At 61.0% G+C, this 21,433-nt stretch carries 19 protein-coding genes and 1 riboswitch; of the genes, 18 read left to right on the forward strand and 1 reads right to left on the reverse strand.

Annotation, left to right across the window (positions count from 1 at the left end; translation table 11 throughout):
• Nucleotides 1-79: 79 nt before the first annotated feature.
• Entirely contained in the window at nt 80-3,253 is a 3,174-nt protein-coding gene (locus DV711_RS16410; RefSeq protein ID WP_114696826.1) for an EAL domain-containing protein, read from the reverse strand.
• Nucleotides 3,254-3,544: 291 nt separating this feature from the next.
• Nucleotides 3,545-3,802: riboswitch (cobalamin riboswitch) on the forward strand.
• Between the two features lie 98 nt (nt 3,803-3,900).
• Between DV711_RS16410 and DV711_RS16415 the strand changes: the two genes are divergently transcribed.
• The 18 genes from DV711_RS16415 to cobW all read left to right on the forward strand — a co-directional run bounded on the left by DV711_RS16415 (nt 3,901) and on the right by cobW (nt 21,424).
• A complete protein-coding gene (locus tag DV711_RS16415; RefSeq protein ID WP_114696827.1) occupies nt 3,901-4,728 on the forward strand; it encodes a DUF4198 domain-containing protein in 828 nt (275 codons plus the stop codon).
• 13 nt (nt 4,729-4,741) lie between these two features.
• Nucleotides 4,742-5,362, forward strand: a complete 621-nt coding sequence (cbiM, locus tag DV711_RS16420) for a cobalt transporter CbiM (RefSeq protein WP_114696828.1) — start codon at nt 4,742-4,744, stop codon at nt 5,360-5,362.
• A complete protein-coding gene (locus DV711_RS16425) occupies nt 5,355-5,978 on the forward strand; it encodes a hypothetical protein (RefSeq protein WP_207802671.1) in 624 nt (207 codons plus the stop codon). Before cbiM ends, DV711_RS16425 begins: the two co-directional genes overlap by 8 nt.
• On the forward strand, nt 5,962-6,744 hold the full coding sequence (gene cbiQ, locus DV711_RS16430) for a cobalt ECF transporter T component CbiQ (protein ID WP_114696829.1): 783 nt from the start codon (nt 5,962-5,964) through the stop codon (nt 6,742-6,744). Before DV711_RS16425 ends, cbiQ begins: the two co-directional genes overlap by 17 nt.
• Nucleotides 6,741-7,484 (forward strand): energy-coupling factor ABC transporter ATP-binding protein, encoded by a 744-nt coding sequence (locus tag DV711_RS16435; protein ID WP_114696830.1) that lies wholly within the window; start codon nt 6,741-6,743, stop codon nt 7,482-7,484. The genes cbiQ and DV711_RS16435 overlap by 4 nt, the downstream gene beginning before the upstream one ends.
• On the forward strand, nt 7,484-8,866 hold the full coding sequence (locus tag DV711_RS16440; RefSeq protein WP_133297476.1) for an MFS transporter: 1,383 nt from the start codon (nt 7,484-7,486) through the stop codon (nt 8,864-8,866). Before DV711_RS16435 ends, DV711_RS16440 begins: the two co-directional genes overlap by 1 nt.
• 30 nt (nt 8,867-8,896) lie before the next feature.
• Nucleotides 8,897-10,660: an ATP-binding protein gene (locus DV711_RS16445; protein ID WP_114696831.1), complete on the forward strand. Its 1,764-nt coding sequence runs from the start codon at nt 8,897-8,899 to the stop codon at nt 10,658-10,660.
• Between the two features lie 16 nt (nt 10,661-10,676).
• Nucleotides 10,677-11,294 carry a cob(I)yrinic acid a,c-diamide adenosyltransferase gene (gene cobO, locus DV711_RS16450; RefSeq protein ID WP_114696832.1) on the forward strand — a complete coding sequence of 206 codons (618 nt, stop codon included), beginning with the start codon at nt 10,677-10,679 and terminating at the stop codon, nt 11,292-11,294.
• 37 nt (nt 11,295-11,331) lie between these two features.
• Nucleotides 11,332-12,702 carry a cobyrinic acid a,c-diamide synthase CobB gene (locus tag DV711_RS16455; protein ID WP_243633868.1) on the forward strand — a complete coding sequence of 457 codons (1,371 nt, stop codon included), beginning with the start codon at nt 11,332-11,334 and terminating at the stop codon, nt 12,700-12,702.
• Between the two features lie 231 nt (nt 12,703-12,933).
• Entirely contained in the window at nt 12,934-14,082 is a 1,149-nt protein-coding gene (locus DV711_RS16460; RefSeq protein ID WP_114696833.1) for a cobalt-precorrin-5B (C(1))-methyltransferase, read from the forward strand.
• Nucleotides 14,083-14,114: 32 nt separating this feature from the next.
• The gene (gene cobK, locus DV711_RS16465) at nt 14,115-14,951 is read left to right on the forward strand and encodes a precorrin-6A reductase (protein WP_114696834.1); all 837 of its coding nucleotides are present in this window, start codon (nt 14,115-14,117) and stop codon (nt 14,949-14,951) included.
• Nucleotides 14,948-15,589 carry a precorrin-8X methylmutase gene (locus tag DV711_RS16470; protein ID WP_114696835.1) on the forward strand — a complete coding sequence of 214 codons (642 nt, stop codon included), beginning with the start codon at nt 14,948-14,950 and terminating at the stop codon, nt 15,587-15,589. Before cobK ends, DV711_RS16470 begins: the two co-directional genes overlap by 4 nt.
• Before the next feature lie 37 nt (nt 15,590-15,626).
• Complete coding sequence (gene cbiE / locus DV711_RS16475; RefSeq protein WP_114697109.1) at nt 15,627-16,919, forward strand: precorrin-6y C5,15-methyltransferase (decarboxylating) subunit CbiE; 1,293 nt, start codon at nt 15,627-15,629, stop codon at nt 16,917-16,919.
• Nucleotides 16,906-17,676 carry a precorrin-2 C(20)-methyltransferase gene (gene cobI / locus DV711_RS16480; protein ID WP_114696836.1) on the forward strand — a complete coding sequence of 257 codons (771 nt, stop codon included), beginning with the start codon at nt 16,906-16,908 and terminating at the stop codon, nt 17,674-17,676. The genes cbiE and cobI overlap by 14 nt, the downstream gene beginning before the upstream one ends.
• Nucleotides 17,676-18,464, forward strand: a complete 789-nt coding sequence (locus tag DV711_RS16485; RefSeq protein WP_114696837.1) for a cobalamin biosynthesis protein — start codon at nt 17,676-17,678, stop codon at nt 18,462-18,464. The genes cobI and DV711_RS16485 overlap by 1 nt, the downstream gene beginning before the upstream one ends.
• 41 nt (nt 18,465-18,505) lie before the next feature.
• The gene (gene cobJ, locus DV711_RS16490) at nt 18,506-19,282 is read left to right on the forward strand and encodes a precorrin-3B C(17)-methyltransferase (protein WP_114696838.1); all 777 of its coding nucleotides are present in this window, start codon (nt 18,506-18,508) and stop codon (nt 19,280-19,282) included.
• Nucleotides 19,283-19,337: 55 nt separating this feature from the next.
• Nucleotides 19,338-20,129 carry a precorrin-4 C(11)-methyltransferase gene (gene cobM / locus DV711_RS16495; protein ID WP_114696839.1) on the forward strand — a complete coding sequence of 264 codons (792 nt, stop codon included), beginning with the start codon at nt 19,338-19,340 and terminating at the stop codon, nt 20,127-20,129.
• 191 nt (nt 20,130-20,320) lie between these two features.
• Complete coding sequence (gene cobW, locus DV711_RS16500) at nt 20,321-21,424, forward strand: cobalamin biosynthesis protein CobW (protein ID WP_114696840.1); 1,104 nt, start codon at nt 20,321-20,323, stop codon at nt 21,422-21,424.
• Nucleotides 21,425-21,433: the final 9 nt, after the last annotated feature.

The following is a 21,433-nucleotide window of genomic DNA, read 5'->3' on the forward strand; positions in this document are numbered from 1 at the left end:
GCAGCATATTCAACGCCTAACGCTGAAAAAAGAACCACCTTAACGCAACCTTTGCAGCCAGGACCGGACGGCGTCAGTGCTAACGGCTAAATAGCCTGCTGATCTCCGAGGCAACCACCGGTTCACTGAACAGATAGCCCTGCCCCAGATCGCAGTTCAGCTCTTTGAGCAACTCGTGCTGCTCCGGGGTTTCGATTCCCTCGGCAACAATCTTGTAACCCAGGTTGTGCCCCATCTCGATCATCGAGCCGACCAGCAGTTGGGCCTTACGGTCATTGAGGATGTCGTCGATAAAGTGCTTATCGATCTTCAGCACGTCGATGTTCATGTGCTTGAGCGACGCGAATGAGGAGTAGCCGGAACCGAAGTCGTCGATTGCCAGCGAAATGCCCAGCGCTTTTAAGCGCTGGAACGCCGACAGGTTCTCGATGTTGGTCTGGACGACCGTTTCGGTGACTTCCAGCTCCAGCTCCGCCGGGCTGATGCCGGTATCGTTGAGGCTGCTTTCCAATGACGAGATCAGGTCCTGATCCAAGAAGTGGTTGGGGTGCACATTGATCGCCGCTTGGATCGGCGCAAGCCCCTGCTGTTTCCAGCTGGCCAGTTGGTTGCAGACCGTCTGGATCACCCACTCGGTCAATGACTTGATCATGCCGATATTCTCGGCCACGCGGATAAAGTCGGACGGAGCCACCTCTCCCAACTGCGGATGCTGCCAGCGCAGCAGCGCTTCGACGCCGACTAAGTGGCCGGTTTGGATATCCATCTTGGGCTGATAGATCAGGCTCAGTTGCTGCTGCTGAATCGATTCGCGCAGGTAGAGTTCGAGCTGCAGCTGGTACTCGGCCTTGTCGGTCAGCTCGGTCTTGTAGAACGCGTAGCGGCTTTTGCCCTGATCCTTGGCTTCGTAAAGCGCGGTATCGGCTGCCTTGATCAGGGCTTGGAGATTATCGCCGTCGGCTGGGAAGTGGGCGATGCCGATGCTGCAGGAGGGGATGATCTCGCGCCCCTTGAGCAGGTAGGGCTCAGCGATAAAGCTCAGGCAGCGCTCGGCCACCTTGGCCGAATAGTAGTCATCGACAATGTCGTGGAGGATGATGCAGAACTCATCGCCACCCAGCCGGGCGATAAAGTCGGTTTCGCAGCAGGCTTGCTTCAGGCGCCTGCCGATCTCCTGCAACAGCTGGTCGCCAACATCATGGCCGAGGCTGTCGTTGACGGTCTTGAAATTGTCCAGATCCAGATAGAGCAGACTGAAACGGTGCTGACCGTGCTCGGACCGCTGCAGTTGCTCCTCCAGGCTGAGGTGAAAATAGTCCCGGCTCGCCAGCCCGGTGAGGGCATCGCGGTAGGCCAGTTCGCGCATCCGCTTATGGTTATGCTCCCGCTCCATGATGATACCCGCCAGACGAGCGGCCGATTGCAGATCGTTCAACTCCTCCTCGTTGGGGGTTGCAGCATGGTTGTAGTACATCCCAAACGCCCCCAGCACCAGGCCGGAGGAGTTTTTGATCGGTTCGGACCAGCAGCTCCGCAGGCCGTGGGGCAGGGCGTACTGCTTCAATTCAGCCCACTTGGGATCGGTGTGGATATCTTCGACGATCACCCGTTTACCAGTGTAGGTCGAGGTGCCGCAGGAACCGACTTCGGGGCCGTTCTTGAGGCCGTTGACTGCCTCGCAGTAGACCTGGGGCAGGCTGGGGGCGCCGCCGTGGAGCAGGGTGTCGCCTTCCAGCTCCAGCATCGAGCAGCGCATTCCGGGGTGGCGGCTTTCGTAGAGCAGCGCGATCTGGTCGTAGATCTCTGAGGCCGACTCGCCCTTGGCGATCATCTCGAGAATCTTGGTGGTCTGTTTGTCGAATATCTCCGAGCGTTTCTTGTCGGTGATATCGACATGGGTGCCGATCAACCGGGTGGCTCGGCCTTCGGCATCGATCAGCTTAAAGGCGCGGGAGCGGATAAACAGGTAGTTGCCATCCTTGTGCCGCATCCGCATCTCGACCTCGAAGCTGTCCAGCTTGCCGGTGACGTAGTGGGCGGCTTTTTTCCGTACCTGTGCCATGTCTTCCGGATGGACCAGGCTTGACCAGGTGTCGAAGGTGGGATCTAGCTCATCGGCGTTATAGCCGAGCATGCTTTTCCATCGTGGCGAGTAGTAGACCTGATCGGTTGACAGATCCCAGTCCCACAGACCGTCATTGGCGCTGCGCATCGCCAGGGCGAAACGCTCTTCGTTGCGAAACAGCTGGTCGGTCTGCTCCTTGACGGTGTTCTGGAGCCGCATGTTGAGACGCGACAGCTCCTGCTGAGTCTGCTTGAGTCGCAGTTCGAACTGCTTACTTTCGGTGATATCTCGGATCGCTCCGACAACCCGTACCGGCTTGCCCTGCTCGTCACGCTCGACGATCTCGCCGCGGTCGAGGATCCAAAGTGTTTCGCCGTCGGCGCGCACCATCCGATGCTCGTGGGCATAGGTCTCATTGCCGGTAGGGTCGGCCAGCATCTTGTCGAGAGCCGCCATCACGGAGGGCCGGTCATCCGGGTGGAGCAGTCCGACGAAATCTTCCACCGGGTGTTGCAGGGCGCTGTTATCCAAGCCGAGGATCTGGCACCAGCGCATGTTGTGGGTGACCGTGTTGTTGCCGATATCCCAATCCCAGATCCCCTCACCGGCGATGTTCATCGCATAGGAGTAGCGATTCTCCCGCTCCTGCAGCTCGTGATAGGCATCTTTGAGTTCGGTCACATCCTTGGCGATGATCAGCAGCTGCGGTTCACCAGAGGGCCCCAAGAAGGGTTTCTTAACCGACAGGTAATGCTTGATCTCGCCGGTTACGCTGTCGGTGGAGGTCTCTTCAACCTGCTGGGATTTGCCGGAACGGATCACCTCGCGGACGTTTTCCAGATAGAAATCGACCTGCGCCCTGTTGCTGTTGAAATGGCCGTCATCTCGGCCGATCAACTGTTCCGGGGTGGTGTTGTAGTGTTGCGCCAGGGCTGGGTTGCCGAGCAGGAACTGTCCGTCCCAGTCTTTCACCATGATGATGTCTGGTGATTCATTGACCACCAGCTTCGACAGGCTGACCTCTTGATGGAAGCGATTCCACAGTTGCAAAGCCAGGTCTTCGCTATCCACTGCCGGACTGGTTGCCTGGCAATGCTGGCAGCTCACCTGATAACGATGCTCCTCGACGGTCTGCACCTGAGATTCGGCTTGGTGGCAGAACGGACATGTCAGCTTTGCTTGAGACATCAGCGTTAGATTCCACTCCTTACGAAATCTAGTGTTGTACAAAGCTGCCGTACTAGCCAGCGGGATTCGAGCCGACAGGCCCCGTCCTAGAGTAGAGAAGACTATTTTAGAACCACCTGATGGGGCCTGCCAAGCCGGCTTAGGTCTAGAGAGTTCGCATCGAAGTAATTGCGACTGCGGTTGTTTGGGGCTGCTGCTCGGGTTGTGTTGATCGACCGATCCAATCCTGGCTGAAACCGGTTCAGCTGAACTGGAAAATTCCTCAATTGACAAAGGGAGTCCCGGCTCGCTAAGGTTCGGCCCTTATCAGGTTGCGTCTGCAAGGTTTGCAGGCCTGGGAAGTTGGTGCGCCAGACGGCAATTCCAACACTGCCCCCGCAACGGTAGATCGGTTAAGTCGTTTCATGGGATCTGCGGATCTCGACCACTGTAGCTCCTCTCTCGACCACGATGGAGAGGGATATGGGAAGGTGAAATGATGGGCCTCTGTTGAAAGTTCGACAGACCCCGCCGGTGAGTCCGGATACCTGCCTGGTAACTGTTAGTCATGGTGTTGCGGAGGGCTTCACCGGGTAACCGTTTCAGGATTCTGAACCCTTACTCCATCCTCCCCAGCTCCGACATTTCTATTTGTTGGAGACAATTTAATGTCCGTAAAAAAACTGCTTTCCCAGGCAGCCGCATTGGCGTTGCTGTCCGGTTCCGTTCATGCCCATCAACAGATGCTTTATACCCCTGAGCTGCTGCGCGATAGCGGCGGTACGATCACCCTGAAGATGCCGTTTACCCATCCGGCCAGCAGTGGTCATGTGATGACGGCCGATGCGCCGGAAGCGTTCTTCAGTGTTCGCAAGGGCAAGAAGACCGACCTGCAGGAGCTGCTCAAACCGATCGAATGGACCAGCGAGACCGGTACCGGCCCGGCTTACGAGGCAGCGGTTCGACTGCGGGGCCTGGGCGACAATGTATTTGTTTACCGGATGGCGCCGTACTATGAAGAGAGCGAAGATCTCTACATTCAGCAGATCACCAAAACCATCGTCAACGTCGGCAGCTTACCCACCGACTGGGATGCCGACCTGGGTCTGGATGCCGAAATCGTACCGCTGACCAAACCCTACGCCATCTACGCCGGGGGTAATTTCACCGGGGTGGTTCGCAGCCAGGGCGAGCCGGTCCCCTTTGCCGAAATCGAAGTCGAGTACGTCAACTACCTGCCGGACGTTGAGACAAACCGCTTTGCCGTCGAACCGACCATCATGCCGCCGGCCGAAGCCTTCGTGACGATGACCATCTATGCCGATGCCAACGGAACCTTTACCTTTGCGCTGCCGCAGGCCGGGCAGTGGGGGTTTGCCGCGCTGGGCGTGGGGCCGAAAACCGAGCATAACGGCAAGGAGCTGTCGCAGGATGCGATGATCTGGGTTCAGGCCCATCCGATCGTTCAAAACCCGGCGGCCAAGGCTAAGCCGTAAAGCAGGAGAGACTATGCATATTGTCGATGGTGCCCTGTCGCTGCCGGTGTTGGCCGGTGGCGCGGCGCTGGCCCTGGGTGGGGTCGCGATCGGGCTGAAGAAGATGGATTACGACCATCTGCCCCAGGTGGGGGTGCTGTCGGCGGCGTTCTTTATCGCTTCCTACATCCACCTGCCGCTGGGATTTTCCAGCGTTCATCTGATCCTCAATGGTTTGATCGGGCTGGCGTTGGGCTGGGCCGCGTTTCCGGCGCTACTGGTGGCGCTGATTTTACAGGCGGTGTTTTTCGGTTTCGGCGGTTTCCTGGTACTGGGGGTGAATACCTTCAATATTGCGCTGCCGGCGGTGCTGGTGTTCTACCTCTGTCGCGGCGGGATCATCGCAGCCAGTCCGAAGGTGGCGGCGCTTTGGGGCGCCCTGGGAGGGGCTTCGGCCATCGCGTTGACCACCATTCTGGTGGCGGCCAGCCTGGCGCTCAGTGGTGAGGCCTTTGTACTGGCGGCCAAAGCGACCTTGATCGCCCATATTCCGGTGATGTTGGTTGAAGGTTTTGTGACCGGGGCGGCGGTGCTGTTGATCCGTCAGGTCAAACCGGAGTTCCTGAATATCTCGGAGGAGTGGGACCATGACTAAGCGCCTGCTGTCGCTGTTGTTGCTGGGCTGGCTGTTGCTGCCGCTGCATGCCCTGGCCCACAACGTGATCGGTGGGGTTTACGCCATCGGTGACCAGATCGAGGGTGAGATCGGTTTCTCTAACGGCGACATGGCCCATGAGGGAACCCTGGTGCGAATCAGCGATGGCAATGGCCGCGAGTTGGGACAGGTGACCACCGATGCCGAGGGCTTTTTTGTCTTCACCGCGACGGAGCGGGTCGAGCATCACTTCTTTGCCGATCTGGGGGCCGGTCACGTGGTCGAGATGGTCTTGCCGCTCGAGCAGTTACCCGTAACTCTGGCGGGCAGCGGCTCTTCTAAACCGGCTGAGCCGACGAAAAACGGCACGACGTCGAACGCTGAAGCCGTCGATCTTCAGCAGCTGCAGCCGCTGATTGAACAGGCGGTGGCTCGTCAGGTGGCGCCGTTGCGCAAGGAGCTGGCGGCCTACAAGGAGAAGGCGTCGCTGCAGGATGTCCTGGGAGGCATCGGCTATATCTTCGGTCTTTGCGGGCTGGGGATCTGGTTACGTCATCGACAAACCGCCAGCGGTGGCGCTTCATCAGAGAGTCGAGACAATGCCACAGGGGCTTGAACACAGCGGTACCTCCTGGAAGGGGCAGCAGCTCAAACACCGCCAGTCAGCGGTCGATCGGCTCGACCCCCGTGCCCGGGTGGTGGCGGTATCGGCCTTTGCGTTGGTGGTGGTGCTGTCGTCTGACCTGATGGCGCTGAGCCTGGCGCTGGCAGGTTCGCTGCTGCTGGCGCTGGTCGCCAGGCTGAATCTCAAGCGGACCCTGCGGCGGGTGATCGCGATGGATCTGTTTATGCTGTTCCTGATCCTGATGCTGCCGTTTACGACCCCGGGTGAGCCCATTTTTCATGTGGCGGGCCTGCCGGCCAGCCAGGAAGGCTTGGTCCACGCGCTGCAGATCACCCTGAAAGCCAATGCGGTGGTGTTGGCGCTGCTGGCCCTGGTCGGTACCCAGACGGCGACGACGCTGGGGCATGCGCTGGCCCACCTGCGTGTACCCGATAAGCTGGTGCACCTGATGCTGTTTACGGTGCGCTACCTCGAAGTGATCGGTCAGGAGTACAAGCGGATGCGCCGGGCGATGCAGGCCCGTGCCTTCGTGTTGCGTGCCAACCGCCATAGCTGGCGCTCGATCGGCTATCTGATCGGGATGCTGCTGGTACACTCGCTGGAGCGATCCGAGCGAATCATGGATGCGATGAAGTGCCGCGGTTACCAGGGCCGCTTTTACCTGTTTGATGATATGCGGCTGACCGCGGTCGATGTCCGTTTCGGAGTGCTGCTGGCACTGTTCTTGAGTCTACTGATAGGGCTGCATCTGTTATGAATCACCAAGAGAATTCGATCAACGAGGCCTGCGGATTGGCCCCGCTGCTTGATATTCGCGGCCTGAGCTACCGCTATCCCCGTCGTGGGCCGGTGCTCGATCAGGTCGATTTTCAGCTCCATGCCGGGGAGCGGGTGGCCTTGACCGGGCCTAACGGCGCTGGCAAAACCACCCTGCTGCATCTGTTGGTGGGGTTGAAGAAAGCCAAGGCCGGACAGATCCGGGCTTTCGGCAGCGAGCGCAGTGCCGAGAGCGATTTCGTCGAGGTACGCGCCCGGGCTGGTTTTCTGTTTCAGGACCCGGACGATCAGCTGTTCTGCCCGACGGTGCTGGAAGATGTTGCGTTCGGGCCGCTGAATCAGGGCAAGAGTCGCGCCGAGGCGCTCGATTGCGCCCGCCAGACCCTGGCATCATTGGGACTGGACGGTTTTGAAGAACGTATCACCCACCAGCTGTCCGGGGGTGAGAAGCGAATGGTGAGTCTGGCCTCGGTGCTGGCGATGGAGCCGGAAGTGTTGTTGCTGGATGAGCCCAGCAATGCGCTGGATACCCAGGCTCGCCAGCGTCTGCTCGATACCCTGCTCTCGCTGCCCCAGGCGATGATTATTATCTCCCATGACGATGACTTTCTGGCCCAGCTGGCGACTCGATGGTTGCGGTTGGAGAATGCCCAGTTGAATCCGTCAGAGCCGGTCTGCGAGCGTCCGCTCAATGGGTTGGCGGAGAAGGTGCCGGCCTGATGGAACTGTTCCAGCCGCTGTCCAATCCGGCGTTCCGCTGGCTGTTTGCCGGTCAGCTGATCTCGCTGCTTGGAACCGGACTGGCCACGGTGGCGCTGGCGTTGCTGGCCTTCGAACTGGAGCCCGAACGCGCCGGTTGGGTGCTCGGTGGCGCGCTGGCGATCAAGATGGTGGCTTACCTGCTGGTGGCGCCGATCGTCGGCGGTTATGCGTCACGGCTGCCTCGGCGCCAGTGGTTGGCCGGTCTGAATCTGGGGCGTGCACTGTTGGTGGCGATGTTGCCACTGGTGGAGCAGAGTTGGCAGCTGTTCGGGCTTATCTTCCTGCTGAATGCGATGGCGGCCGGTTACACCCCGGTCTACCAGGCGGCGCTGCCGGATATCCTGACCGACGATGCCGACTACACCCGGGCGTTGTCACTGTCGCGGCTGGCCATGGAAATTGAAAGCCTGCTGAGTCCGGCGTTGGCGGCCTTTTTACTGTTGTTTACCCCCTTTGCGCTGTTGTTTGAACTCAATGCGGTCGGCTTTGTGGTGGCGGCCTCGTTGTTGTTGTTAGCCAAGGTGCCGGCGGCGGCCCCGAGCGATCGTAGCGGCGGTATCTGGCAGCATGTCAGCTTCGGGATTCGCAGCTACCTGAAAACGCCGCGCTTGCGGGCTGCGTTGCTACTCAATCTGGCGCTGTCTGCAGCCGGTGCCATGATCATCGTGAATACGGTGGTTTATGTCCGCTCGGTCCTGGGGCTGGAGCAGCAGTGGGTGCCGGCGTTAATGGCGGCCAGTGGGGCCGGCTCGATGCTGATCGCCTTCTGGATCCCGGCCCTGGTGGAGCGTTTCGGCGACCGTCGGTTGATGCTTGGTGGCGGTCTGTTGCTGAGCCTGTCGTTGTTTGTCGGCCTGACCGAACCGGGTTACGCCGGCTTGATTCCGCTGTGGCTGCTGATCGGGGTCGGCAGCTCGATGGTGTTGATTCCGACCGGTCGGGTGGTTCGTAACTCCTGCAGCGAATCCGACCGCAACGACTATTTCTCGGCCAACTTCGCCCTGACCCACGGCATGTGGCTGCTGGGCTACCTGCTGGCCGGCTGGCTCGGTCGCGACTCGGATATGCCGCTGGCGTTTTTCGGCCTGGGCGTGTTGGCGCTGTCGGCGACCCTGCTGGCCGCCTGGTTGTGGCCGGCGCGGGACGAGGAGGCGCTGTGGCACCACCATCCGGCGGTGGATCACCTGCACCCTCACGTCCATGACGAACACCACCAGCATGAGCATGAAGGCTGGGAGGGCCCGGAGCCCCATGTGCATCCGCACCATCATCATGCCCACAGCCACCGGCATAAATTCACCATCGACGAGCATCATGTACACTGGCCCAAGCAGTCATGAGAGACCCTATTCTTGTTAACAGGTCATAAGATGAGCGAGATCCATTACCCTTTCAGCGCCGTGGTTGGGCAGCCGTCGTTCAAGCTGGCACTGGTGTTGGCGGCGATCAACCCGCGTATCGGCGGCGTCGTCATTGGCGGACCCCGTGGTAGCGCCAAATCGACCCTGGCTCGCGGTATGGCCGACCTGCTGCCGACCCATCCTCCCTGCGAAGACGATGATGCGTCGGCCTCGCTGCCGGCCGAATTCGTGACCCTGCCGTTGGGCGCCAGCGAAGAGATGCTGCTGGGGACGCTGGATCTACAGCAGGTGCTGCAAGACAAGACCGTCGCGTTTAATCCCGGACTGCTCAGCCGCGCCCACGGTGGAGTCCTCTATGTTGACGAGGTCAATCTGCTGCCCGACAACCTGGTCGATCTGCTACTCGATGTGGCCGCTTCCGGGGTCAACCGGGTTGAGCGCGACGGCATCAGTCACAGCCATAAGGCGGAGTTCCTGCTGGTCGGGACGATGAACCCGGATGAGGGCGAACTGCGCCCGCAACTGCACGACCGTTTCGGGCTGTCGGTGCAGTTGAGTAATCAATATGCCGCCGCCGAGCGAGTAGAGATCGTACGCCAACGTGAAGCCTTTGAAGCCGATCCTGAGGGCTTCTGCCGCCGCTATCAGCCTCAGCAGCAGCAACTGATTGAGCAGATCCAGGCCGCCAGAACCCTTTTGCCCAAGGTCGGTTGCGAGGACGAGCTGCGGCTGGCGATCGCCGAGCGCTGCGCCCAGGCCCAGGTCGACGGTCTGCGTGCCGATCTGGTCTGGTTCCGGGCGGCCTGCGCCCATGCGGCCTGGCAGGGGCGGGAACAGGTCGAACGTCAGGATCTGGATGCGGTGGAAGAGTTGGTGCTGGCCCATCGGCGCCGGGCCCAGGTTTCACCGCCTCCGAGTCCACAGCCGAATCAGCCGCCGCCGCCTTCCGGGCCTCAGGGTGGTGGTTTTAAACGACCCGACACTAGCCGCCGGGATCCAGAAACCGAAGCTGCCGGTGACTGGGGCGCGATGTCGCCGCAGGCCCAGCAGCGACAGGCGATATCGGGAATGGCGCTGGATCATCTAAGCCCCGAAGCGAATTTCACCGGCACCGCCGTTGCTGGTCTGACCGATCGGGCGGGCAAGCGTCGCGGTGACCAAGCCGACGGCCGTCACCAAGGCGCGGAGCTCAGCAATCGTCCCGACTGGTTTGCCACCCTGGTTCAGCAGTTGGGCCAGTGGCCGCCCAAGGCGCTGCGCTGGAAAAAAGCCCAGCAGGGGCAGGCCGCACTGCATCTGGTGCTGCTGGACACCTCGGCGTCCACGCTGGCGCAGCAGCAGTTCGGTCGCGCCAAGGCGGTGCTGGGGCAGATCGCCGAGCGCGCCTACCTTGAGCGTGAGCAGCTGGCGGTGTTCGGTTTCGGCAACAACCGGGTCGACAACCTGCTCCCTCGGGTACGGGCGCCGAAAGAGCTGGATCACTGGCTCGATCAGCTCGAAGCCGGTGGCGGTACGCCGCTCTATCCGGCGCTACAGCAAGCGCAACAGTATCTGTCTCAGTTGCAGCGACGCAGTCCCGGATTGCAGTTATGCAGCTATATCCTGACCGACGGTCGCAGCCGTGCTGAGCTGCAAAGTCTGCAACTGCCGGGCAAAACGGTCTGGATCGACACCGAGGCCGGTGCCGTCAAACGCGGTCGTGGTCGGCGATTGGCGCAGCAGCTGGGGGCCGATTACTGGTCCCTGGAACAATTAACCAGCCCAGCGGGTTAACAACGCGGAGAAAACCATGGCGGACGCTAAACCAGAGACTAAGCCGAAGAAAACCCATCAGGAGCGGATGGCGCGCAAGAAACAGGTGATCGATGAGCGGATCGCCAAGGCCACCGAGGAGCGGGGAGTACTGATCCTGCTCAAGGGTAACGGCAAGGGCAAAAGCAGCTCGGCCTTCGGCACCATGGCCCGTTGTGTCGGCCATGGCCAGAAAGCCGCGGTGATCCAGTTTATCAAGGGCCGTACCGAGACCGGTGAGTTCAAACTGTTCAAAGATCATCCGCAGATCGATTGGCATGTGATGGGCCACGGTTTCACCTGGGAGACCCAGGATAAAACTCAGGATATCGCCGCAGCCGAGAAGGCCTGGGCGCAGGCCGAACAGTTGCTGCAGGATGACAGCCTCGACATGCTGGTTTTCGATGAGATGGCCTACATGTTCAAGTACCGCTACCTCGAGCTGGAACCGGTGCTGAAGGCACTGCAGAACCGCCCAAAAAATCAGCATGTGATCATTACCGGTCGGGTCATGCCCGAAGGGCTGCTGGAGATCGCCGATACCATCAGCGATATCCGCGACGAGCGGCATGCATTCCGGCTGGGGGTTAAGGCCCAGGCCGGCATTGAGTTCTAATTAATAAATTCAGATATTGATTAATCAGGATTTAGATTTGAAAGATCAAAATAGCGAAGTGGCCCGCTGTCCGGCGCTGTTTCTGTCGGCTCCCAGCTCCGGTGAAGGCAAAACCACCTTTACCGCCGCGCTGGCCCGGTACTTTCGTCAGCAGGGTAAGGTGGTTCGGGTCTTCAAGACCGGGCCGGATTACCTCGATCCGCAGATTCTGGCCCAGGCGTCGGGCCAGGACGTGGAGCAGCTTGACCTGTGGATGGCCGGCGAAGCCTATTGCCGACAGAAACTGTACGAGGCTGCCTGCGAAGCCGATCTGATCCTGGTCGAAGGGGCGATGGGGATGTTCGACGGCGATCCCTCCAGCGCCGATCTGGCCGCCCGCTTCAATATCCCGGTGGCGGTGCTGATGGATGTGAAGGGCATGGCCCAGACCGCGGCGGCGTTGGCGACCGGAATGGCCAACTACCGGGACGATGTTCAGGTGGCCGGGTTGATTGCCAACAACTGTTCCACCGCCCGCCATGCCGAGCTGATCCGTGATGCCTTACCCGCCTCGGTACCGCTGTTGGCGGTGCTGGCCAAGGATCCGGAAGTGAAACTGCCGGAGCGTCATCTGGGCCTGGTTCAGGCCGCCGAGGTGCGCGACGAGCTGGAGCTGCGCTTCAACAACGGCGCCCGCTGGGTGGCTGAAGGGGCGTTGGGGCCGAATCCGATTACCGAGCTGCCGCAGCCGGTTGAGTTCCATCCCACCGAACTGCCGCCGGTGCCGAAACTGCTGCCGGGCAAGCGCGTTGCCATCGCTCGGGATGCGGCGTTCAGCTTTATCTACGATGCCAACCTGCATCTGCTCGAACAGCTCGGTGCCAGTTATGAGTTTTTCTCGCCGCTGCACGACAGCGAGCTGCCGCAAGCTGATGCGCTCTGGTTGCCCGGTGGTTACCCGGAGCTACATGCCGAGGCGCTGGCGGCCAACGTGGCGATCAAACAACAGATCCGCGACTTTCATGCCGCCGGCAAGCCGATCCTGGCCGAGTGTGGTGGCTTGCTCTACAGCCTCGAGGATCTGACCGACCTGAACGACCAGTGTCACCCGATGCTGGGCATTATCAGGGGTCATGGAGCGATGCGTGGCAAGCGCGGTTGTCAGGGGATGCAGACCGCGATGCTGCCCGAGGGAGAGGTACAGGCTCACGCCCATCACCGCTCCCGTAGCGCCGACACACCGGAGCCGATCGGCCATGGCCGCCGCCAGCGCCACAGCGCTCCCGGCGAGGCGATCTATCGGGTTGGCGGCTTGACCGCGACCTACCTGCACCTGTTCTTCGCTTCCAATCCCGAAGCGGTGGCGGCGATGCTGTCCGAGCCGGTCGCCTGCGGCGAAGCGCTGACACCGGAAAGCAAGGTTAGCTAGGGGCTATTAGTCGTTGGAAGGTTGGGCGCGTTGTCGGCTGTTTTCAGGCTGGGCAAGGCAAGAGGAGAGATGTTTGGTGATTCCAAATGAACGACGAATAATGCGGCACAGCCTGAAAACAGGCACAACCCGGAGGGACAGTTCCGTGCAGGAACAAGATCTTGCTCTCAGTCTGGCTTTTCCGTCACATGGCGGCTGGCGCGCCAAGCTTCTAAAGGCTGGTAGCCCCTGATGTGGCCCGAGAGCAGCGAATCACCCCAACCGCTTAGAAGTGGGCTGACCACCGGCAGCTGTGCGACCGCCTGCTGTGTCGCAGCGGCGCAGGCGCTGCTGGCGGGTCGGCAACCGCAGCGGGTGGAGATTTCGCTGCCGCGAGGCCAGCAGGTGGAGCTGAGTATCGAGGGCTATCAGCCGCTGGATGGGCACCCTGACAAGGCCTTCAGGGCGATCCGTACTGCCACGATCAAGGATGCCGGCGATGATCCGGACGTGACCCACGGCGCGACGGTTTACGTCGAGCTTCGACTGACCGACGAGCCCGGGGTCAAATTTAAACCGGCCGCCGGAGTCGGCACTGTGACCCGGACCGGGCTGGTGCTACCGGTGGGTGAGCCGGCGATCAATCCGGTACCGCGTCAGATGATGAGCGAACACCTGCTTCGGGCCGCCGATGTGTATGGCTTCGACGGCGGCTTTGAGGTGTCGGTTGGGGTTGAGCAGGGCGAGCAGATCGCGCTGAAGACCATGAACCCACGACTGGGTATCGTCGGCGGCCTATCGATTCTGGGAACCACCGGGATCGTGCGGCCCTATTCCTGCGCCGCCTATATCGCCTCGATCCGTCAGGGCGTCGATGTGGCGCGTAGTAACGGTTTGGACCACTTGGCGGCGACCACTGGCAGCAGCAGTGAGCGGGCGATTCGGAATCACTATGGCCTGACCGAGATGGCGCTGATCGAGATGGGAGATTTTGTCGGCGCGCTGCTCAAACACCTGAACAAGGCACCGGTGGCGCGACTGAGCCTGTGCGGCGGATTCGGCAAGATCGGCAAGCTGGCCAACGGCCACCTGGACCTGAACAGCCGCGCCAGCGCGGTGGACTTCGAGCAACTGGCCCGACTGGCACTGCGGGCCGGGGCCGATGAAGCGCTGGTCGGACAGGTGAAGAGTGCCAACACCAGCATCGAGGCGTTGAACCTGTGCCTACAGGCGAATATCGATCTGGCGACCGAGGTCTGCACCGATGCGCTGAACCAGGCGCAGGCGGTGCTGGCCAAGCGCCAACCCCAGCTCGCGCTGGAAGTGTGGGCGATCGACCGGAAGGGACACTTTGTCGGCCATGCCCGGAGTGATAACTGGCAAGCCGGTCAAAAGAATTAAGTGAAGAGAAGTCCGTGGAAAAAGATCAGCCAATGACGAGCGAAACTAAGCCCGCACAGCCGCGAAAGCCGGCTCAACCGAGAAGAGTATTGCTGCTCGGCGGCACCGCCGATGCCCGCAAAGTGGTTGGACTGCTTGACCAGGCAGGGGTGATGTCGCAGTTAGCGCTGACTTACAGCGTCGCCGGCTTAGTCCGTCGACCCAAACTCGATTGCGAGATCCTCAGCGGCGGCTTTACACCGCACGGTGGACTGGCGCAGTACTGCCGTGATCAGGGGATCGAGTTGATTCTGGATGTGACCCACCCCTACGCGTTGCAGATGAGCAGCAAAGCGGCCGAGGTGGCCGAACAGCTGGCTATTCCACTGGCGCGATTTCATCGTCCGGCCTGGCAACAGCAAGCGGGTGATCGCTGGTGCTGCTTTGACGATTGGGCGCCGCTTTGGCAGCGGGTCGCCGATTACCAGTCGGTGCTGCTGACGGTGGGCCAGGTGGAACTGTCGACGCTAGAGCAACTGCAGCGCCAGAATCCGGTCCAGCGTTTGATTCTTCGCACCGCAGCAGCGCCAAAATTCGAGCTGCCGGAGGGTGTTGAATGGATCAAAGCGATCGGTCCGTTCGCACTTGAGGATGAGCTGGCGCTGTTGCGGCAGTATCGGATCGATCTGCTGGTGAGTAAAAACAGCGGTGGGGACTCCACCCAGGCCAAGCTCGATGCGGCCCGCGAACTCGGCATTGAGGTGTTGATGCTGCAGCGCCCGGCGCTGCCGACGCTGGCGAACCAGTTCGATACCCCGCAGGCCTGTGCCGATTGGATCTGCCGTCGACTCGCTTTATCGCAACCGCCTGCTGAGCAGGAATCCCTATGAAGTACGACTACGAACTCGATCCCCGGCGGATCGAACAGCAAAGTTTTGAGCAGATCCGCCGGCTCTGCGAGTTGGATGGTTTTGACCGCGAACAGCAGCAGGTGGTGATGCGGGTGGTTCACAGTCTCGGGATGCCGAGATTGGCCGAGCAGGTCCGCTTCAGTGCCGAATCCTGTGCGGCCGGTCGCCAGGCGTTGGCGGCGGGTGCGCCGATCCTATGCGATGTGGAGATGGTCAAGCAGGGTGTCACCAAACGGATGGTTGAAGCCGAGCCGCTGTGCTTCCTAAACGATCCGCGTAGCGCCGAGCTGGCCAAGTCCCGTGGTGAGACCCGTTCGATGGCGGCGCTGGAGTTCTGGAAACCACTATTGGGTGGCAGCGTGGTGTTGATCGGCAATGCCCCCACGGCACTGTTCCGATTGCTGGAACTGATCGAGGCTGGCGCCGACAAACCGGCGCTGGTGATCGGTATGCCGGTGGGTTTTGTCGGTGCCGCCGAGTCGAAACAGGCGCTGTGGGAGCAGCACCAGCGACTGGGACTTGAATGCATCACCCTGCTGGGGCGCGAAGGTGGCAGCGCCGTGACCGCCGCCAGCTGCAACGCACTGCTGCGTTGTAATCACGATGAATGGTATTGAGTTGAGCACCAACGAGAGCAAAGAAACGGATATGACGATGAACGAGTTGCCACAGCTGCATGTAATCGGACTGGGCATCGATGAAACGGCGCAACTGGCGCCGGATGCGATCGAGGCGCTGCAGCAGGCCGATCTGGTGGTGGGGTCACCGAGACAGTTGCAGACGGTGGCGGCCCACCGCGAGCCGCTATCCAAACAGCAGGTTCATGATTTCAAGGGGATCCCGGTACTGAAAAAGATTCTGCACAGCGGTGAGTACCGCCGTGTGGCGATTCTGGCTTCCGGTGATCCGCTCTATTACGGCATCGGCCGTTGGTGCCATAACAGCTTTCCGGCCGATCGGGTCACCAGCTACCCGGGCACCTCATCGATCCAGGGCGCCTGTCACCGCCTGGGACTGTCGCAACAGGATATCGAAGTGCTGAGCCTGCACGGCCGACCGGTGCAGAAGCTGCGCACCCGGCTGCGCCCCAATCAGCCACTGCTGATTCTGACCGACAAGCACAGTACGCCCTGGGCGCTGGCGCGGATCTGTCGCGATTGCGGTTTCGACCAGAGCCGCTTGACCGTCGTCGAGGCGTTGGGGTACCCGCAGGAGCAGGTGCGCTCGTTCAGCGTGGAACAGCTGATCGATGGGGACTACGGCTTCGATCCGCTGCACCTGACCCTGATCGAACCGGCCGGCGACGGCTGGCTGCCCCGTTTCCCGGGGATTGCCGATCATCATTTCATCACCGACGGCGACGAGCCGGGCAAGGGGATGATCAGCAAGCGTGAAGTGCGCCTGAGTATTCTGTCGCTGCTGCAACTGGCCAAGGGCGAGCGGGTCTGGGATATCGGTGCCGGCTGCGGCGGTGTCGCGGTGGAACTGGCCTACTGGCAGCCTGAGGCCGAGGTGGTGGCGATCGAGCAGCATCCGCAACGACTCGATTGCCTGCGCCAAAACCGTGAGCGGTTCGGCGTGGTGGCCAACTTGGAGATTATCGAAGGCAGGGCCCCCGAGGCCCTCGAAGAGCTGGCCGTGCCGGACAAGGTGTTCGTCGGCGGCAGCGATGGCGAACTGGCACCGCTACTGGATCAACTGTGGCAGCGCTTGCCGGAGGGTGGTGTGCTGGTGGCCAGCGCGGTGACCGAGCCGACCCGGGCGATTCTGAGCCAGTTCAGCCAGAAGATGACAGCTCAGTTTGGAGATCGGGTGACCCAGGAATCGGTGCAGCTGGGGGTGGCTCGGGGTGAATCCCTGGCCGGTCAGCTGTGTTTTAAACCGAATCTGCCGGTGGTGCTGTTCCGGTTTCAGAAAACGGCCGGAGGCGAGCATGGCTCCCGATAAGAAGCCGGGTTGTCTGTACGGCGTCGGTGTCGGCCCCGGTGATCCGGAGCTGCTGACGGTCAAAGCCTGGCGCTTGATCCGCGGCGCGGCGGTGCTGAGCTACCTGACCAACGAGCAGGGGAGTTCCCAGGCATTGACGATCGCTGCCGATGCGGTGGCCGAGGCCGGTCCGTTGCAGATTCAATTGCCGATTGCGGTGTCGATGCAGACCGAACGCAGAGAGATAAATCGGGCTTACGACCGGGGCGCCGAGCGGATCGCCGCCGAATTGTCTGCTGGACGGGATGTGGTGTTCCTGTGCGAGGGAGACCCGCTGTTCTTCGGCTCATTCAGCTATCTGCTGGATCGGCTGCGGCAGCTGCTTGGAGACGAGCTGCGCTCCCAGGTGGTGCCGGGAATTTCATCGGTCAACGCCGCTGCCTCGGTATTGCAGCAACCGCTGCTGACCCAGCGTCAATCCTTTGCGGTGGTCAGCGGTCGCCATTCCGATGAGCAGATTCTGCAGGCACTGCGCGATCACGATGCGGTGGTGATCATGAAAGCCGGCCAGGCACGGCCACGAATCCTGCAACTGTTGGCACAATCCGGACGGCTCGATGATGCTCGCTATCTGGAATATATCGGCCGCGAGCAACAGCAACAGGTTGATGATGTGCGTCAGCTGGCTGACGAAGCCGGCCCCTACTTCTCGTTGTTCGTGGTGCTCGGCGGGATCGACCAAGGGTTGGTGGCTCCGTCGAGCAAGGAGCTGAATTGATGAGCCCAGCCAGTCGTCAGGGAATCGTTATTGTCGCGTTGACCGAGCCGGGTAAGGCGTTGGGCCAGCAGCTTCAAAACCAGCTGTTGGGGGCCGAACTTTGGTACCGCCCCAAGCCGTTCTCTGACAGGGTGCAGCAGGCTTTTAGCGAAGGCCGCCGACTGATTTTTATCTGCGCCACCGGGATCGTGATTCGTACCCTGGCACCGGTGCTGACCGATAAGAAGCAGGACCCGCCGGTGCTGGTGATGGACGAGCAAGGGCGGCATGTGATCGCGCTGCTGTCCGGTCACGAGGGCGGCGCCAACGATTGGGCCGCCGAGCTGGCAGCCCGAATCGGCGCCAAGCCGGTGATCACCAGTGCCCGCCGCTATCAGCAACCGGGCTATACCATCGGGATGGGCTGCGAGCGCAACTGCCCGCTGGAGGCGTTGGAGTCGCTGCTGTTCGACTGTCTGGCGTTGGCCGGACTGGAGTTGAGCCAGATCGACAGCCTCCACAGCATCGATATCAAGGCCGACGAAGTCGGATTGATCCGGTTGGCCGACAAGCTCGGGTTGAGCTACCGGACCTGGGACAAAGCGGCGCTGAGTCAGGTCGAGGACCAGCTCAGCACCCGCTCGGAGTATGTATTCAAGACCGTCGGGGTTTACGGCGTGGCCGAATCGGCGGCGCTGGTTGGAGCGCAGCAGCTGCGTACCGATCCGGCCGAACCAGTCGAGCTGGTGCTCAACAAGCAGAAAAACCCGCAGGCCACCTGCGCCATCGCCCGGGCCTATCGAGGCTGAGGGCGAGTTATGAATTCACGCAATAGGATTAAGTAATCTTTATGACCAAGCTTTTTGTAGTCGGTACCGGTCCTGGTGCCGCCGATCTGGTCGCGCCGCGGGCGCGGGCGGCGGTTGAAGCCAGTACCGATCTGGTCGCCTACGGCCTCTATCTGGAGCTGCTCGGCGATGTTTGCGATGGCAAGACCCATCACGACCTGCCGCTGGGTGAGGAGATCAACCGCGCCCGGTTGGCGTTGGATCTGGCCGCGTCCGGTAAAACCACCGCGCTGGTTTCCAGCGGCGATATCGGTATCTATGCCATGGCGACGCTGGTGTTCGAGCTGCTCGATCGCCAGCTGCAGGGACAGGAAGATCAGCCGGAATGGCTCGATGTGGAGGTTGAGGTGATTCCGGGGATTTCGGCGATGCAGGCCGGTGCCAGCCGGGTCGGCGCGCTGCTGGGACACGACTTCTGCACCATCTCGCTGTCGGATCTGCTGACCCCGTGGCAGACCATCGAGAAGAGGATCCACAGTGCCGGCAGCGGTGACTTCGTGGTGTCGTTCTACAACCCGGTGTCGAAAAAACGCGACTGGCAGCTCAACAGCGCCCGCGACATCCTGCTGCAGTACCGTCCGGCCGAAACCCCAGTGCTGCTGGGTCGCCAACTGACCCGCGAAGACGAGTCGATCCGGATCATCCGGCTCGACCAACTCGACGCCAAGGATGTGGATATGTTCACCCTGGTCAGTGTCGGCAACAGCGAGTCGCGTCGTATCGTCAACGGTTCCCGCGAGTGGGTTTACACCCCACGCGGCTACCGCAAGAAGCTGTGATGGAAGCCTTGAAGCATTTTTTGAAACAACAGTTGAGCCAACGGGAGACCGAACGATGACGGTTTATTTTATCGGTGCCGGTCCCGGCGATCCGGAACTGATGACCCTCAAGGGCCATCGGATTCTGCAGCAGTGCCCGGTGGTGCTGTACGCCGGTTCGTTGATTCCGCGCGAGGTGCTCGAATCGGTCGAGGGCAAGGCGGAGCAGATCATCGACACCGCGTCGCTGGATCTGGAACAGATCATGGCGCTGATCCTTGAGGCACAGCGCAACGGCCAGGACGTGGCTCGGCTGCAGTGCGGCGACCCGTCGCTGTACGGTGCGATCGGCGAGCAGATCCGTCGGCTACAACAGGCCGGGATCGATTACGAGGTGATCCCCGGGGTCAGCGCGGTGGCGGCATCGGCGGCCTACCTGAAGAAAGAGCTGACCCTGTCCGGCGTATCCCAGACGGTGATCATGACCCGCTACGAGGGTAAGACCCCGTTCCCGGAGCGTGAGCGCCTACCGCAGCTGGCCCAGAGCGGTGCCACCCTGGCGATCCACCTGGGGGTGACCCGGATCCACAAGATCGTCGAGGAGCTGATTCCCCACTATGGCGAAGATTGCCCGGTGGCGGTCTGTTACCGCACCTCCTGGCCCGATCAGGACAAAGTGACTGGCACGCTGAAGGATATCGTCGCCCAGGTGCGCGACAAGGGCTTTACCCGCACCGCGCTGATTCTGGTCGGTCCGGTGCTCGACTGCGACGACTTCAACGAGTCTTACCTGTACGCCAAGGACCAACCCCATATCTACCGGCCCCGGGTCAAACCCGAGACGCCTCGCTCGGTGAAGCGCGATTAGCACGAATAAAGAGCGGCAGTAAGAGAAATTTATCGGTGAGCTGAACGTTTGGCGCAGGGATGCGCCAACATTGGCCACCGGCCAATGCGAGCCCTGGTCAATCAAGCAATTTCGCACAATTGCGCAGACTTGACGGGGCGACAGCTGAAGCGGGCAGGAGGCCCGACTCAGCCATAAATAGAGACACACTGATGCAACTGAATAAGATCCCCACCACCGTGGTTACCGGCTTTCTCGGCAGCGGTAAGACCACGCTGCTGTCCAACGTGCTGAAGCAGGCCCAAGGCAAGCGAATTGCGGTAATCGTGAATGAATTTGGCGAACTGGATATCGATGCCGACCTGCTGCGTAGTTGCCCGCTAGAATGTGAAGAGCCGCCTGAAGACGAGGCTCCTGAAGGTTGCGACATCGCCAAAGCGGAGGATGATAGCGGCATCTACGAGCTGGCCAATGGCTGTATCTGTTGCACCGTGGAGGAGGAGTTCCTGCCGGTGATGGAGCAGCTGGTCGAGCGTCGCGACGATATCGACCATATCCTGATCGAGACCAGTGGTCTGGCGTTGCCCAAGCCGCTGGTACAGGCGTTCAACTGGCCGGGGATCAAGGAATACTGCACCGTCGATGCGGTGATCACCGTGATCGACGGTCCGGCCGTGGCTGCCGGTCGCTTTGCCCACGACACCGACAAGGTCCAGGCGCAGCGCCTGGCCGACGACAGCCTCGACCATGATCCGAGCCTGCAGGAGCTGTTGGAAGATCAGCTTAGTGCCGCTGATCTGGTGGTGGTCAGCAAGAACGATCTTCTCGAAGCCGCCGAGCGCGAGCAAGTGGAAGCGGTCGTCACTCAGCGGGTGCCGGCGGCGGTTAAGACCACCTATATCAGCCATGGTGAAGCGGATCTGGATCTGTTGATGGGGCTGGATGCGGCCGCCGAAGAACGGATCGAATCGGTCCATAATCACCACGACCATCACCATGACCACGGCCACGATCATGACCATGCCCACGATCACTTCGATTCGTTTGTGATTGGCTTGGGTGAGGTCGATAGCGCCAAACTGCAGCAGGTGCTCGGCGGCCTGATCAACGAATTCAATATCTTCCGGGCCAAGGGTTTTGCCGCGCTTCCGGGTAAACCGATGCGTCAGGTACTGCAGGCGGTCGGTAAGCGGCTGGATGTCTATTTCGATCGTCCCTGGAACGCCGACGAAGATCGCCGCACCCAGCTGGTGTTTATCGGCAAAGGGATTGACGAAGCCACCATTCGCAACGCCTTAGAAACCGCGTTGGCTTAACCTCGAGTT

Source organism: Motiliproteus coralliicola (assembly GCF_003345655.1).
GTDB classification, from domain to species: domain Bacteria; phylum Pseudomonadota; class Gammaproteobacteria; order Pseudomonadales; family Balneatricaceae; genus Motiliproteus; species Motiliproteus coralliicola.